At 59.5% G+C, this 14253-nt stretch carries 14 protein-coding genes and 1 pseudogene; 3 read left to right on the forward strand and 12 right to left on the reverse strand.

Annotation, left to right across the window (positions count from 1 at the left end; all coding sequences use genetic code 11):
* The first annotated feature begins 103 nt into the window (after positions 1-103).
* From NW839_RS09780 to NW839_RS09790, 3 genes are all read left to right on the forward strand, one after another.
* Entirely contained in the window at positions 104-313 is a 210-nt protein-coding gene (locus NW839_RS09780; RefSeq protein ID WP_414380619.1) for a TOBE domain-containing protein, read from the forward strand.
* A 152-nt stretch (positions 314-465) separates the two neighbouring features.
* On the forward strand, positions 466-1512 hold the full coding sequence (locus NW839_RS09785) for a GntR family transcriptional regulator (protein WP_414349812.1): 1047 nt from the start codon (positions 466-468) through the stop codon (positions 1510-1512).
* Between the two features lie 114 nt (positions 1513-1626).
* A complete protein-coding gene (locus NW839_RS09790; RefSeq protein ID WP_414349811.1) occupies positions 1627-2109 on the forward strand; it encodes a hypothetical protein in 483 nt (160 codons plus the stop codon).
* 35 nt (positions 2110-2144) lie between these two features.
* Here NW839_RS09790 and ribB read toward each other — a convergent pair.
* The 12 genes and pseudogenes from ribB to NW839_RS09850 all read right to left on the reverse strand — a co-directional run.
* Positions 2145-3293, reverse strand: a pseudogene (ribB, locus tag NW839_RS09795) (3,4-dihydroxy-2-butanone-4-phosphate synthase); the annotation flags it as partial.
* A gap of 143 nt (positions 3294-3436) precedes the next feature.
* A complete protein-coding gene (gene moeB, locus NW839_RS09800) occupies positions 3437-4606 on the reverse strand; it encodes a molybdopterin-synthase adenylyltransferase MoeB (protein WP_414349810.1) in 1170 nt (389 codons plus the stop codon).
* Positions 4607-4608: 2 nt separating this feature from the next.
* Positions 4609-4890 carry a MoaD/ThiS family protein gene (locus NW839_RS09805; RefSeq protein ID WP_011433658.1) on the reverse strand — a complete coding sequence of 94 codons (282 nt, stop codon included), beginning with the start codon at positions 4888-4890 and terminating at the stop codon, positions 4609-4611.
* A 246-nt stretch (positions 4891-5136) separates the two neighbouring features.
* A complete protein-coding gene (locus NW839_RS09810) occupies positions 5137-5625 on the reverse strand; it encodes a M67 family metallopeptidase (RefSeq protein WP_011433657.1) in 489 nt (162 codons plus the stop codon).
* 161 nt (positions 5626-5786) lie between these two features.
* On the reverse strand, positions 5787-6083 hold the full coding sequence (locus NW839_RS09815; RefSeq protein WP_414329336.1) for a DUF6464 family protein: 297 nt from the start codon (positions 6081-6083) through the stop codon (positions 5787-5789).
* Positions 6084-6202: 119 nt separating this feature from the next.
* Positions 6203-7636, reverse strand: coding sequence for an argininosuccinate lyase (gene argH, locus NW839_RS09820; RefSeq protein ID WP_414349809.1), 1434 nt, complete (start codon positions 7634-7636; stop codon positions 6203-6205).
* Between the two features lie 153 nt (positions 7637-7789).
* Positions 7790-8008 carry a hypothetical protein gene (locus NW839_RS09825; RefSeq protein ID WP_414349808.1) on the reverse strand — a complete coding sequence of 73 codons (219 nt, stop codon included), beginning with the start codon at positions 8006-8008 and terminating at the stop codon, positions 7790-7792.
* A 471-nt stretch (positions 8009-8479) separates the two neighbouring features.
* Entirely contained in the window at positions 8480-10177 is a 1698-nt protein-coding gene (locus tag NW839_RS09830) for a PP2C family protein-serine/threonine phosphatase (protein WP_414349807.1), read from the reverse strand.
* Between the two features lie 80 nt (positions 10178-10257).
* A complete protein-coding gene (locus tag NW839_RS09835; protein WP_414349806.1) occupies positions 10258-11427 on the reverse strand; it encodes a glycosyltransferase family 4 protein in 1170 nt (389 codons plus the stop codon).
* 139 nt (positions 11428-11566) lie between these two features.
* A complete protein-coding gene (locus tag NW839_RS09840) occupies positions 11567-13108 on the reverse strand; it encodes an MFS transporter (RefSeq protein WP_414380613.1) in 1542 nt (513 codons plus the stop codon).
* A 150-nt stretch (positions 13109-13258) separates the two neighbouring features.
* Entirely contained in the window at positions 13259-13603 is a 345-nt protein-coding gene (locus tag NW839_RS09845; protein ID WP_414329330.1) for an MgPME-cyclase complex family protein, read from the reverse strand.
* A gap of 73 nt (positions 13604-13676) precedes the next feature.
* On the reverse strand, positions 13677-14138 hold the full coding sequence (locus NW839_RS09850; RefSeq protein WP_414349804.1) for a hypothetical protein: 462 nt from the start codon (positions 14136-14138) through the stop codon (positions 13677-13679).
* Positions 14139-14253: the final 115 nt, after the last annotated feature.

The following is a 14253-nucleotide window of genomic DNA, read 5'->3' on the forward strand; positions in this document are numbered from 1 at the left end:
GGTCAGGACTTGGGTCATGGTTCTATCATAACTTCCGCATTCCTCCCGACACTGACCCTACGGGTACAGTACGGGGCTCCTGCGATTTCTAGCTGAAGAAGGGATCCCCGATGGCCACTGCCGCTTGCGGGGACGGATTTGCGACACTGCTTATCTAGGGGCTTTCATTCGCTATCAGGTATGGGTGTCGGGCTGTGAGGTGAAACTTTTGGCTGTGCAACCCAACCCCGGCCTGAATTTGCAGCAGTTGCCGGAAGGGACGGAGGTGACTTTAAGTTGGGATCCCAGCCGGATGCACCGCATCCCCGAATAGGGCTCTCAATCCCGATCTCCTCTGGAGCTTGTCTATCCGGCGTCGGCGCTATCTTGCAGGCAGTTGACACTCCCGCCGACTGAAGTCGAGGGATTCTTACGTAGCCCAGAAACGGGCTCGCAACGGCGTTGTCAAAGGGAGAAAAGCGGGCCATGATGCGCATTTCCATCCAGCCGGGGAGCGGGATCCCTGGCTCCGTACAGCTTTTTAATTTGCTCTGCTTCGCCATTGCCTGTGGGCAGTTTCCTCCCGGCTGCCGCCTGCCCAGCACCCGTCAATTGGCTATGCAAACGGGCCTGCACCGCAACACCATCCACAAGGTTTACCGCCAATTGGAGGCTATGGGCCTGGTGGAAACCCGCGCTGGATCTGGCATTTACGTGAGCCGCTCCGCCCGCCAGGTGGTTAACTACTCTCGCGGCCTGGGGGAAAACCTGGATCGATCCCGACAGGTCCTGGAGCAGGTGCGCCAGGGCATCGACCAGCTGCTGCAGCAGGGGTTTTCTTTGGAGCAGGTGCGGGATCTGCTGCTAGCGGAGATCGATTGGCGATTGCGCTGCAGTGCCCAAGTGCTGGTGTGTGTGCCCAACCGGGATTTGGGTACAGGACAACTGATGGCCCAGCAAATCCAGCAGACTTTGGGCATCCGGGTCCAGTTGGTGCCCCTGGAGGAGCTGGCCACCGTTCTGGATCAGATCCATTCCGGCACTGTGGTGACGCTGCACTATTTTCTCAGCGCCGTCGAGGCCATTGCCCAACCCCGAGGGGCCCGTGTTCTGACGGTGGAGGTGTCTGACTACGCCCGTGAAATTGCCCTGATCCGCCAATTGCCTTCCTACGCCTGTCTGGGGCTGGTGAGCATCAGCACTGCCCTGCTGGAGGTTGCCGAGGTGATCGTCTACAGTCTGCGGGGAGACCTGCTGGTGCTGACGGCAGTGATCTCGGATACGGAACGGGTGGGATCCCTAATCCGCCGCGCCCATACGCTGATTTGCGATGAGGCCAGCTACCCCACCCTGCGGGTCTTGGTGCGCCAAGCCCGAGCCGATCTAATCCGCACACCCAACCTAGTCTGCGCCACCCCCCACATCGGAGAAGCAGCCATGGCCGAGCTGCGACGGGAACTGGGTGGGATCCCTGGAGCCGGAGGGGATAGAGAGGCGGGCGGCAGCAGTTTGCAGAGTAAAGAAACGCATTAAGCCTTGTTGCAGGTGAGCCATTTTGCGGATGACAGGCTGTCCAAGATCGTGCTTAGGTGAAAATACGGTAAAGGCTCTCTCATTTTGATTCATCGCTGATCAGTCTTTACACGCATGGTGATCCTCGACTACGCCTCCGCCAATCACGACTATGTGGCGGTTACACGGGAAGGTTTCTGGGAGGCCATCCGCTTCCAAGACCATTTTTATGTTTTCAACCGGAGCTTTTCGCGGCTGCAAGAGGCCATTGACAGTTGCCGCTACGACATGGATCGCGGATCCCTGATCAGCCTCGTGGTGGTGCGCCCTCGGAGCTATGAGGTGTGGTCACAGGTGGGATCCGACATTCCTGTCCTGCCGAAGCAACTCTTGAGCCCGACAGCCAGGGACTCCCTCCTACCGGCGCGCCAGTGCTCCGCACCCCTGTCACCAGCGCGGAAGCGTCGCATAGCAATGACGGCTCCATCGGGGCCCGAACGTCCTTTCTGGTCTTTCTGGGGCTGGGGATCCAAGGCTTATGTAGTGGACGGCGAGCCGGCTGCACCCCAGCCTTTGTTTTACCGCAGCCCTCGGCCCTACAACGCTCTACAGGCCTAGGCCGGAATCGGTTTCAGGGAACAGGACGGCTCCACGTGCAAATTGAGATCCGGCTCTTCCACCAGCAAGGGCACGCGCTCGGCCACTTCCAGGCCAAATCCTTTCAAGCCGCTGATGTGGCGAGAGGTGTTGCTGATCAGGCGCATTTTGCGCACCCCTACATCCCGTAGGATCTGGGCGCCGATGCCGTAATCGCGCAAGTCCATCGCCACCGGTGGCGCGGTTTCAGAAAGTCCCAGATCTTGCCGGGCGTAGGACTTGATTTGCTCGATGAGACTCAGCTCCTGCTCTTGCCGGCGCAGGTACACCAGTACCCCCTTGCCTTGGTGGTCGATCATCTTCAGGGCCGCTGTCAATTGGCGGCGACAATCGCAGCGCAGGGATCCCAGCGCATCCCCTAGGGGACACTCCACATGGACGCGCACCAGGACGGGCTCAGCGGCAAATTGGGTCGGATCCCCTTTCACCAGGGCCAGGTGCTCGACTTGGTTGAGGCTATCGCGGTAGCCGTAAACCCGAAACTGGCCAAACTCCGTGGGCAGGGTGGCGGCAGCCTCTCGGTGAACCAGTTGTTCGGTGCGCAAGCGGTACTCGATGAGGTGGGCGATGGTGATGATCTTCAAATCGTGCTGACGGGCATATTCGATCAACTGGGGCAGGCGGGCCATGGAGCCATCCGGGTTTTGGATCTCGCAAATCACCCCTGCCGGATACAGCCCGGCCAACATCGCCAGATCCACCGCCGCTTCCGTATGGCCAGCCCGTTTGAGTACTCCGCCCTCCCGTGCCCGCAGCGGAAAGACATGCCCAGGCCGGCGCAGATCTTCCGGTCGCGTGTGCGGGTGAATGGCCGCCTGAATGGTGCGAGAGCGATCGGCAGCGGAAATGCCGGTGGAAACTCCAGCCTCTGGCCCAGCATCAATGCTGACGGTGAAGGCAGTTTGGTTGCTGTCGGTGTTCTGCCCCACCATCAGCGGGATCTTCAGCTCATCGAGGCGGGATCCCTGCATGGCCAGGCAGATAAGGCCCCGCCCGTAGGTGGCCATGAAGTTGATAGCTTGGGGCGTGGCAAACTGGGCAGCACAGACCAGATCCCCTTCGTTTTCTCGGTTTTCGTCATCGACCACGATGACCATGCGACCACACTTGAGGTCTTCGAGGGCTTCGGGGATGGAGTGGAAGATCGTCTCTGTCTCGGCCTGCGGGATGGCACTCATGGAAAAGGGGACGCAAAAAGGGAAAACCTGGCACAGCCGGCTCTGGGCACCGGATCTGCCGGATCTATGCTAGAGCAAACCGGGCGACAGGTAGGGATCCCAAGGCAGAGTCAGTACTTGGGAATCGAGGGATCGTAAGCCTCTGCCCAGGCGAGGATCCCCCCGCGCAGGTTTTTTCCTTGGATCCCAGCAGCTTGTAGGATCTTCAGGGCTTTGGCCGAGCGTGCCCCACTCTTGCAGTGGACGATCAGCTCTGAGCCGTTAAGGAGGCGACGCACCTGCTCCACCCCATCGCCATTTTCAATTTGGGGCAAGGGGATCAGGTGAGCACCAGGGATCCGGCCTATCTCCCACTCATTTGGGTTGCGCACATCGACCAGCACAAAGTCTTGCTGGGCATCGAGGCGGGCTTTTAGCTCAGCCACGGTGATCTCCGGGATCTCCGCTTGGCCAGCCTGTTCGGCAGCTTGGGCTTGTGGGATCCCGCAGAACTGCTCATAGTCGATAAGCTGGGTGATGGGAGGAGTGGCGGGGTTTTTGCGCAGCTTCAGCTCCCGGAAGCTCATGTTCAGGGCATCGTAAAGCAGCAGCCGCCCACTTAGGGTTGTGCCCACGCCCAGCAGGATCTTCACGGTTTCGGTAGCTTGAATAACACCGATGATGCCGGGGAGGATCCCCAACACTCCCCCTTCGGCGCAGGAGGGCACCAGTCCTGGTGGGGGCGGCTCGGGGTAGAGATCCCGGTAGTTGGGCCCATCTTCGTAGTTGAAGACCGTCGCTTGTCCCTCGAAGCGGAAGATCGAGCCGTAGACATTGGGCTTGCCCGTCAACACACAGGCATCGTTCACCAGGTAACGGGTGGGGAAGTTATCGGTGCCATCCACAATCACGTCATAGTTGGCAAACAGCTCCAGTGCGTTGTGGGCCTTCAGGGCGGTGTTGTAAACATCCACTTGACAGTGGGGGTTGATCTCCAGGATGCGGTTCTTGGCCGATTCCACCTTCGGCTTGCCCACCCAGGAGGTGCCGTGGATCACCTGCCGCTGCAGGTTGGACACATCCACCACATCAAAATCGACAATGCCGATCCGCCCCACGCCGGCTGCCGCCAAGTACAGCAACAGGGGCGAGCCAAGGCCGCCTGTGCCGATGCACAGCACTTTGCCCGCTTTCAGCCGCTTCTGTCCTTCTAGGCCCACCTCGGGCAGGATCAAATGCCGAGAAAACCGCTCCATCTCCTCGCGGGAGAGGCTGACTTGGCTGGTGTCCAGGTTCAACATGCTCACAACCCTCCAGCAATAGCGGGAACGATGCTGATGACGGCTTGTTCTCCCACGGGGGTGTTGTTGCCTTGGGGCAACGTGCGCACATCCTCGTCGTTGAGGTAGACATTGACAAAATTGCGCAGCTTCCCATCCTCGGTGTAGAGGTGGCGCTTCAGCTCGCCATAGCGGGCGATGAGGTTGCCCATCACTTCGCCAACATTGCTGCCCTCGATCTCGACAGCTTCCAGGTTGTCGGTGTAGGGGCGCAGGGGAGAGGGGATCAGAACTTTGGTTGCCATGGGAGTTCGGGGAGAGATCTTGGGTATCTACTGGAGACTTTTGAGGATCCAGAGGATCTGGGCTGACCTATCCGTTTGTCGATCTTGTTGGGGCTGTCTACTGACTTTGAGGATTCAGCTATCTTACAGACAAGGTTCAGCACTAGACTACCGCTTTTTCCGGTGGTACCCATCCCAGCTTTCAAGGATCCCAACTGAACTTAGCCGTGAATTTCAGCCTGAAACAGCGGCAAAGCCCAAACGACTCTAGCTTGCCAAAGCCGGGAGCGGGGGGATGCGAATGTCTTCCAGCATCTGCATCGGCTCCCGTTGGGGCTGCTCCTGCTCATCCAAAACCCAGCTCACCACCTCTTCTGCCTTGCCCTCGCGCACACTGACGATCACACAGGAAAAGCCCCAAGGAAAAGCATGCTGCCGATCAAACTCGGAGGGAATGGCCGCATGGTTGGGGTGGGAATGATAGGTGCCCAGGATCCCCAGCCCTTTGCGCACCGCGTGGTCGTTGGCCCGCTTGAAATCCGCCGGATCGATCAAAAAGCGGCGGCGGCTGGATTCCCCGTCTGCCAGAGGGTTTTCGGCTTGATCCCAGGTGTTGGTCACCGACCAAAGCTCGTGGATGATCTTGTCGGATCCCCGGATTTCCCCAATTAAAATGCCGCAGCTCTCGTGGGGAAAGGCTTGTTCGCCGTGCTGGCGGATGCTGTGAAGGTGGTCTGCCGAGAGGTAGAGGGCCATGAATCTCGCCTTTGCCGATGGAGTTACCGTTCTTTTATTCTGGCACAAGTTGGCCGGGGATCCCTCAACTTAGCTACAGCGGATGCCATTGGGGCGCAACGGGCAGGCCGTTCCGCAGAGGCCGCCGCTGCTGAAAATGTTCGGCCACCAGTGTGGCGCGGTCAGACCCGTCCATCGAGTGAACCCAGAGGTGGCTCTGGCTTTGGAGGGGTGACGGGGGCATAGTGGGGGCAACCCTGGCACGGCCCTTGGGGATGGACGGCACAGCGCAACCAAGCCGAGTGGGCACTGAAAACACAAGAGGGATCCCCCAGGGGTGGGCCAAATTCGCCGGCCCGTTGACGGCGCAGCAGCACCACTTGCCGTCGCCAATCTTGCAAAAATCGGCTGTAGGCGCGTTCCCGCCAGCGACGCTTGGCCGCATTTTCGAGGACGTGGGCGGTGAGGTTATCCAACATGGAACGATACCCAGGGAAGAGGCCAACAAGCTGGGAGTTGCGTTGGATGGCTGAGAACCTCAGGATGGCACACACTGGCGAGAAGAACCCAAGAATTGCAAACTCTCCTTGAGTTCAGTTTAAGTTTGTGGAGTTTCTTCCGATGGCTCTGGCTGCTGGTGGCGGGCCTGGGCCCGTTGCAGGGCTTCTCGCACCACAGCAAAGCCCGTTCCCCCGGCGCTGAGCCGCGTGGCCACCACCTGGCGGGGCTCAATGGCCGTCAAAATGTCCGCCTCAAAGGCCGGGTGGAAGGTTTTCCAGCGCTCCAAGGGCAGATCCCGCAGCAGGATCCCCTCTGCCAAACAAATGCGCACAATCTGCCCCACCAAATCATGGGCTGTGCGAAAGGGGATCCCTTTGCGCACCAGGTAGTCGGCCACATCGGTGGCGTTGGAGAAATCTTCCTGCACAGCAGCCGCCATGCGCTCAGGTTGAAATTGGATCCCTTCCCGCAGCAGAAGGGTCATCGCCTCTAGGCAGGCTTTCAGGGTATCGACCGTGTCGAATAGTCCCTCTTTGTCTTCTTGGAGATCTTTGTTGTAGGCCAGCGGCAGCCCCTTCAAGGTGACCAACAAAGCCTGGAGATGGCCAAACACCCGCCCCGCCTTGCCGCGCACCAACTCCGGCACATCGGGATTTTTCTTCTGGGGCATGAGGCTGGAGCCGGTGGCACAGGCATCGGTGAGGGTGACAAAGCCGAACTCCTGGGAAGCCCAGAGGATCATCTCTTCCGAGAGGCGGCTGAGATGCACCAAAATCAAGCTGGCGGCAGCGTGGAACTCCACCAGGTAGTCCCGGTCGCTAACGGCATCCAAGCTGTTGGCGCTGATCCGCTCAAATCCCAGCAGATGGGCGGTGAGCTGCCGATCGATGGGCAGAGAAGTGCCGGCCAAAGCCCCGGATCCGAGGGGGCAGACATTCACCTCTTCCCGCACCCGCCCCAGCCGTTGCCAGTCTCGCCAGAACATTTCTTCATAGGCCAAGAGGTGGTGGGCCAAGCTAATCGGCTGAGCCCGTTGCAGATGGGTGTAGCCGGGCAGGATTGTCTCCAGATGCCGCTCAGCCAAGTCCAACAAAACTCCGCGCAGCTCCCAGAGGGCTTGACGAAGGTGATCGATCTGATCTCGCAGATAGAGACGCAGATCGGTGGCCACTTGGTCGTTGCGGGAGCGCCCGGTATGCAGTTTTTTTCCCACTTCCCCCACCAAAGCCACCAAACGACGCTCGACGGCGTAGTGGACATCCTCTGCCTCTGGATCGGGCCGGAAGGTGCCGGCAGCCGCCTCCTGTTGGATCTGCTCCAATCCCCACCGGATCTGGTCGGCCTCTTGCTGGGTCAGGATGCCACAAGCGGCCAACATCTGCACATGAGCCAGGGATCCGGCCACATCGTAGGGCAGCAGGCGGATGTCGAAGCCGATGCTGGCGTTGAAGCGGGCAATGGCAGGATGCAGGGATCCCTCAAAGCGTTGGCTCCAGGGGCGAGGGGTGGAAGTTACCGTCGGCTCAGACATTGGCTGGGAACCGGAAGAATGGGGAGAAGGATTGACCACCGTAGGAAGACCCCACTGCAGTTGTGGAGAAAAAACACAGAAACCGACCGCCGACGGCCAAAACCCCGCCGGCCCAGGCCCAATGGATCCAGCTAGAGCAATGGTGACAAGGCCCTAGTGGGAGCTGGTGATGCTCTTGAGCATGTAGCCCGCCACGATCCCTATCAAAAGCGCCCAAATTTGGCCCGATTCCACAAAGCCATTCCAACCCTTGCGGATATCACCCAGCACATCCTGTCGGAACACCTGCCCGACAATCATTTCCGTCTGGAAAGCCGTGGGGGCCGGCAAGTAAACCGAAGCGGTCTCAGACCCAGAAGAAGAGAAGTTCATGGTTGTACCTCAGGTGTAGATAACACAGTGCAGCCAACCTGGTAGCTCCACCAGCTAGAGCGTACCGCTCTGAAAGACCTACGAAACGCCAACAAACACTTCCACTCGCACCGGCGGCGCGGAGTGCTCAGCGTCTGCCGCGCTTCTGCTTTCTTCCTGCCTTAACGAACTATGGCTGGCAGCAGAGATCACCCCCACTGCCCCGCCAGAGGGATCTCCACAGGCGTGACTTCCCCGCAAGCTGCAGGTAGCCGCTCCTTGCTCTCTGAGAGAGCCACACAGACTAAAGCTGGAGCAGGCTTTAGCCCATGCAGAACGCATGCCAGAACTAACCAACTAGCCTAGTAGTCCGGCAAAACCACGTCAACCAACCCACCGTTGCTGCCCAGCCCAGTAGCGTTGAGTAGCTTGCTTGAGCTATTGTGAGCGTTGCAGCCTGCTGTCATTAACCCTGAGTTTGAACTTTTTTAGCTAGGCTGGCTCGGAGTCGGGCAACACCTTCAACACCACCAGCGTTGTGTCGTCCACGGGCTCAGGCCGCAGGGAAATCTCGTCCTGCAACAGGAGCTCTGGATCCGCAGGCAGCCACAGGGGAAGAGGATGGGATCCCCGACGGCCTCGGAAGGCATCCATCTGCTCAAACAAGCTCTCCAAAATGTCTTCGGGGGAGTCGTAGCGACAGGCAGCATACTGGATGGCGTCCATCAGCCCAGAGGTTTCCAAGCGCTCGCCGCGGGTGTTGGCTGTCTCCGTGTAGCCATCGGTGTAGTACACCACCACATCCCCGGGTTGCAGTTGCACGCAGCTTTCCGAGTAGTGGCTGTTTTCTTCCAAGCCGATCAGCGCCCCCTCTGTGTCCAGGGGTTGAATTTCTCGGGTGCGGGCCTGCCACCACAGGGTGGGGTTGTGGGCCGCGTTGCTGAAGCAGAGGCGATGGGAGCGGGGATCGTACTCCGAATAAAACAGGCTGATGAAGCGATTGGAGTTTTCCAGGTCACTGTACATGGCCCGGTTCAGATGTTGCAGAACACGGGCCGGCGAATGGCGGTTGAGGGCCTCCGCCCGCACCATGGCGCGGGTCATGGTCATCAACAGGCCGGCGGGCACCCCTTTGCCCATCACATCCCCAATGACGATGGCCAAGCGAAAGCCTGCCGTTTCTTCAGATGAGTCGGATGTTTCCAGGCGTTCGCCGGGAATCTTGATGAAGTCATAGTAGTCGCCCCCCACTTTGCTGGCCACCCGGCAACGGGCTGCCAGGCGAATCCCCTTGACTTGAGGGCACTCCCGAGGTAGCAGTTGGGTCTGGATGTAAGAGCCAATCTCCATTTCTTTTTCCAGGGCCATCTTGCGGCGCAAGGCTGCCGTCAAGCGGTCATTTTCGATGGCCACCCCTGCCTGATCGGCGACCAAGCGCAACAGTTGTTGGCGACGTTCATCCCAGTGGTAGCCAGGCTGACGGCTGAAGACGTACAAGCGACCCTGGACAGAGTTGCGAATCAGCAGCGGCGTGCCGAAAAGGCGTACATCCGGCCCCAAGCTCTGGCGGAACCGTTCGTCCAAGAGGTGTTCAAGGGCAGGGATCTTAACAGACAGGGATCCCTCCGTTTTGAGAATGGGCTCTTGAGCCGAGAGGGTCTGGGTAATTTGCTCCATCTCAGCCCGAATCTGCTCGCGGTGATTGAGATCAGAGCAATGCAGTTGATCCAACTGGATGGTGCCGTTGGGATTGAACAAAACCAGGGCTCCGCCTTCGGCATCGGTCAGTTGGCTGGCCACAAAAGCCGTCAGCTCCAGGATCTGGTTCAAGTTGTTAAAAGAGCGCAGAGCAAAAGCCAGCCACGCCAGCAGATACTGCATCCGATGGTGTTCTCTCTCCAGTTCTGCCACCCGATCCGGCATTGCAGGGGCAGGCACAATGGCCGGCTTGACCTCCGGCAGCTCTCTATCATCGGACGCAACGGCACCTGAAGAGGTGGGATCCTCATCCTGGCCGGTCTGAGCTGAGCGCAAGTCCCCCGAATTGTCCGTGGGCGACAGCGACGGAGCATTGGGGGGGAGGGGATTTTTGCCCGAATCCTGGGCCAGCAAGGACTCTGACCACAAAGAATCTGACAGCCCGGCAGGGGGCTGCCCTAAAACGGCCTTTTGGGGGCTGTGATCATCCATCGGGAAGACTGGCGTTAATCCCTTGGAAACGTAACGAAACAGCTTAGCAAAAATATCACAAGCTTCATCACACTCATCCCTCACACCCGGCGATGCTGACGGGATCCCTGGCACAGCTCTCGGTAGAGCTGTTCCACCTGGCTGAGGTTGTGGCTGAGGGTATAGCGCTCCAGCACCCGCTGGCGGGCCTTCATCCCCAGCAGTTGGGTAAACTCCCGTTGATCCCGCAGCAAAGGCAGCAGCGTTTGCAGCTCTGCTGTCACCCGTGTTGGATCCAGCGGGATCCCAGCTCCATCGGCCAAAACCTCTCCATCAGCGCCGACATCGGTGGCTACCGCTGCCACCCCACAGGCCATCGCCTCCAGCAGCGACAAAGAGAGCCCCTCGATCAAGGAGGGCAAAACAAACACATCAGCCCCTCGCAAGATCTCGATGCGCTGCTGCTCGTCGGCAATATAGCCCAGCCAGTGGATCCCATGTTGAAGGGTGTAGCAGGGCTTGAGGGTGTTGAGCAGTGGCCCATCCCCCACGATCAGCAGACCACACTTCTCCCCCATTTGGGCGTGTTTCCAAGCCTTGAGTAGGGCTTCCAGGTTTTTTTCCGGCGAGACCCGCCCTTGATAGACGAAGATCCGCTCCAGTCCCAACCGCTGTTTGAGGGTGGAGGGCCCAGGCGCGTACTTGTCCACATCCACACCATTGGGAATGACCACCACCTGCTGGGGGCTCACCCCCAGTTTGACCAAGATCTCCCGTTGCGTTTCCGAGAAGACAATGGTGCGGTGATAGTTGGCCAAACACGGGGCGTAGAGCTGGTAGGCCAAGTATTGGGTGCGAGAGGCGATGTTGCGCCGCCGCCGGTCGAAGGCCGGGTGGAAGGTGGCCACCAGCGGCTGGTTGAGCTCAGCACAGATCTCCGGCAGCACAAAGTCGATGGGAGAAATGGTCAAGGAGGCATGTACCAGATCCGGCTGCAATTCCTTGAGGGCCTGGGTGAGCAACCGCTTGGCGTTGGGGGCCGGGATCGTGTAAATCTGCGACTTGTACAGACAGGGGAGGGAAACGTCTCGACGATCCAGCTCCGCCCTCCAGCCTTCACCTCCAGGATCCAGGGCGGGCGGTTGGCCCTCGTTGGTGAAGTGAAAAAAGCTAACCTGATGTCCCCGATCCAAAAGGCCGTTGGTCACCTCGCGGCTATAGGTGACGTTGCCACAGAAAGGTGTTTTTTTGCCTATCCAGGCGATGTGCATGGGCGGATCCCCGCGGAGCTAAAACGCTGAGCTGCAAAGGGAGTCTCGATGCTCAAGCCTCTACAAGAGTAGCAGAGTTAGCTCCTGCCTTGGCCCGTCCCCTCGGAAGAGGATATCCAACCTCGCGCTGCGGCAGGATTTACGAGACCTCTCTGCCCAATAGGCTCCAGGTGTACAGCCCCGCCAGCCCCGCCAGAACAGACAGGGCCACAAACATCCAGGGAAGGCCAAGGCGGGCTTCTGCCAATCCCGTGAACACCAGCGGCAAACTGAGGGCAATGTTGGCGGCGTTGTTCTGGAGCCCAAAGATCTTGCCTCGCAGATGGTCAGGCGTTTCCTCTTGGATCAAGGTTTGCATCGGCACCGCCACCAAAGCCCCCCCACAGCCCAACAGGGCAATCCAGCCCAAGCTGGGCAGCAGCCAGTGGGTCGTCCAGGAGAGGGCTGCCAGAGCCCCACAGAGCAGCAGGGATCCCAGGCCAACCCAGGCGCGGCGGCTCACCCGTCGGCCCGTATGGCCCACCCAAAAGGCGCCGATCCCCATGCCTAGGCCAGCAGCGGCCAACAACACCCCGAACTGATCCGGCTTCAGCTCTGCCATCACTTCGGCCATGCGCACCGCCAAAACTGCCAGCGCCGCAAACAGCGAGTAGAGCACCACCACCTGCACCAAGGCAGCTCGGATCAGGGGCATCTGGCTGACATATTGCAGGCCCAAGCGGAGATCTTCCCAGAGGTGGGGGACTTCCCAACGCCGGGGCTCCAGCTTCTCATGGGGTTGTAGCAGCAATAGCAGGGATCCCGCCAAGAGGTAGGCTCCCCCCACCAACAGCTCCGGCCCCACTTCCCAGCCCGGCAACCAATGGCGTACCCAACGATCTGCCAGGGTTAACAGCGGCTCCCCCACAGCAAACCCGACGATCAGCGAAGCCATCATCGTGGTGGTGTACAGGGAGTTGGCCGCCAGCAGCTCTCGCTTCGGCAGGATCAGGGGCAAAGTCGCCTGCTCGGCAGGAGCAAAAAACTGGGTCAGAACCGAGACGGCAAAGCTCACCAGCAACAGCCCCGCAAACCCCAAGGGGATCCCCGGCCAAAGGTCGCGCCCGGCAGTGAGCCAGAGCAGCGGCGGCAACAGCAGCACCAGGATCCCACGCGCCAGGTTGGAGAGCACCAACACTCCTTTTTTTAGCCAGCGATCCACAAATACCCCTGCCAGGCTGCCCAATAGCATCGCCGGCAGCGTAAAAGCCAGCATGATGGCCGAGACCCAACCGCTGATGGAAGCCCCTTCCGGCTGAAATTCGCGGGCAACCAACCCAATCAGCAGCACCAACAACACCTTGTCCGCCAACTGGGAACACACCTGCCCCATCCACAGCAGCAGGAAATTGCGCCGGCGCAGCACGGCCACAAAGTTGCTCAGGCCCGGCTCAGACAGACCTTGATCTTCCTTCTCTGCTTTTTGCTCCTTTTCGGGATCCTCAGGGGGTGGCCCTGGCAAGGGATCCCCGGAAGAATGCTCCAGCAAGCTGAGGGTGGAGCTTGCTGTCGGCTCAGGCGAGAGAGCTTCTGACTTCAGTCCCCAACTTGGCGTTGATGCAGGTAGATCCCGGAGAGGGGAACTGGGGTGGCAGATCCCTGCCCCTCCCTCCGGCCAGCCCCATCGTTGCTCCAAAGTCATCATGCTCCCCAGGTGACCTGCCCATTTCCCCGACGTCGGCCCCACAACAGAATGGGATCCCGTCAGCAAACAAAAGTGGAAATGGGGTGCCCCGATCTTATCTTGGCCCGCCTTCCAATCCACCAACCCAAATCTTGGGAATCGGCAGGCCTAGCTTCCTGCGGCAGACAAGGAGCGCAAGGGATCCGGGATCGACTCGCTGGGAGCCACAAAGCTGCCCTTCTCTACAAAGGTTAAGCGCAGGCTCAGCCAACGAATAAAATCCGCGTTGGTGGATACCACTGCCCCCAGGGGCTCCTTCAACTTGTCCCGCAGGGGCTTTAACTCTGGAGCTTCCATGAAGGCCGGCTGGGGCACCCAGAAGAAATCGACAGGGCAATGGCGCTCCTCGCAGTATCGACGACGCTCCTCCAGCACCTCTTCCAGAGGCTCAGAACGTAAGAAAGACAGGCTGGCAACGACAAAATGATAGGTAGTCGGTTCGGCAGCAGACATAAGATTGCTGTGGAACTGTGTTGAGAATAAAGGCTAGAGCCGGGCGTCCACCGCTCCTTGCAGATCCTCTCCCTCAGAGAGAGGCAGATTTGAGCAGATGCGGAGCCGGATCGCGGGAGCTACACAGCGGCTGACAGTCTTCCAACTGCCGGAGAACGGGTAGCCGCGCCATGACTTCCTCAGGGGGCATGGAATGTTCTGAAGCCTGCTTGAGGGTAGGTAGAGCCTGAGCTGCCCATTCCCGAGCCCAGGAAGCGGACTCAGGAGTTTCCTTCTCCTCCAACAGCTCTTGGCAAAGGGCAGTTGAGCGCTCCAAGTCACCACTGCCCTGATATGCCATGATCAGAGCTACACGAGCCAAAACGCATTCTTCCGGATCTGCCCTCGAGCCATTGCGCTCGCTCAGGCGGTGCTCCTGTCTCTCTTGGATGGAACAGCAGTAGCAGAACGACTCGAGAAGGTTGATCGCCTCCAGGTAGCGCTCCTGCTTGAGAGCAGTAATGCCGGCGCGGAGGGATCCATGAGGGTGAGACATGAGCCTAAGCACAAGAAAAAGATCTTGGACGGACTTGCACCTGAAGGTTATCCAGCCAGTGGCCCGTCTTCTCATCCAAGGTTTCGTGTCTAAAACTACTATACACCCTCTGGAC

The organism is Synechococcus sp. R5-15 (genome assembly GCF_047462035.1).
Classification (GTDB): domain Bacteria; phylum Cyanobacteriota; class Cyanobacteriia; order Thermostichales; family Thermostichaceae; genus Thermostichus.

Bases quoted from the DNA above. Each gene is read 5' to 3' on its own strand.
- NW839_RS09815 (WP_414329336.1), bottom strand. From the start codon at position 6,083: ATGTTGGATAACCTCACCGCCCACGTCCTCGAAAATGCGGCCAAGCGT.
- moeB (WP_414349810.1), bottom strand. From the start codon at position 4,606: ATGTTGAACCTGGACACCAGCCAAGTCAGCCTCTCCCGCGAGGAGATG.
- NW839_RS09835 (WP_414349806.1), bottom strand. From the start codon at position 11,427: ATGCACATCGCCTGGATAGGCAAAAAAACACCTTTCTGTGGCAACGTC.
- NW839_RS09805 (WP_011433658.1), bottom strand. From the start codon at position 4,890: ATGGCAACCAAAGTTCTGATCCCCTCTCCCCTGCGCCCCTACACCGAC.
- NW839_RS09840 (WP_414380613.1), bottom strand. From the start codon at position 13,108: ATGACTTTGGAGCAACGATGGGGCTGGCCGGAGGGAGGGGCAGGGATC.
- NW839_RS09845 (WP_414329330.1), bottom strand. From the start codon at position 13,603: ATGTCTGCTGCCGAACCGACTACCTATCATTTTGTCGTTGCCAGCCTG.
- NW839_RS09850 (WP_414349804.1), bottom strand. From the start codon at position 14,138: ATGTCTCACCCTCATGGATCCCTCCGCGCCGGCATTACTGCTCTCAAG.
- NW839_RS09810 (WP_011433657.1), bottom strand. From the start codon at position 5,625: ATGGCCCTCTACCTCTCGGCAGACCACCTTCACAGCATCCGCCAGCAC.
- NW839_RS09790 (WP_414349811.1), top strand. From the start codon at position 1,627: ATGGTGATCCTCGACTACGCCTCCGCCAATCACGACTATGTGGCGGTT.
- NW839_RS09785 (WP_414349812.1), top strand. From the start codon at position 466: ATGATGCGCATTTCCATCCAGCCGGGGAGCGGGATCCCTGGCTCCGTA.
- NW839_RS09830 (WP_414349807.1), bottom strand. From the start codon at position 10,177: ATGGATGATCACAGCCCCCAAAAGGCCGTTTTAGGGCAGCCCCCTGCC.
- NW839_RS09825 (WP_414349808.1), bottom strand. From the start codon at position 8,008: ATGAACTTCTCTTCTTCTGGGTCTGAGACCGCTTCGGTTTACTTGCCG.
- argH (WP_414349809.1), bottom strand. From the start codon at position 7,636: ATGTCTGAGCCGACGGTAACTTCCACCCCTCGCCCCTGGAGCCAACGC.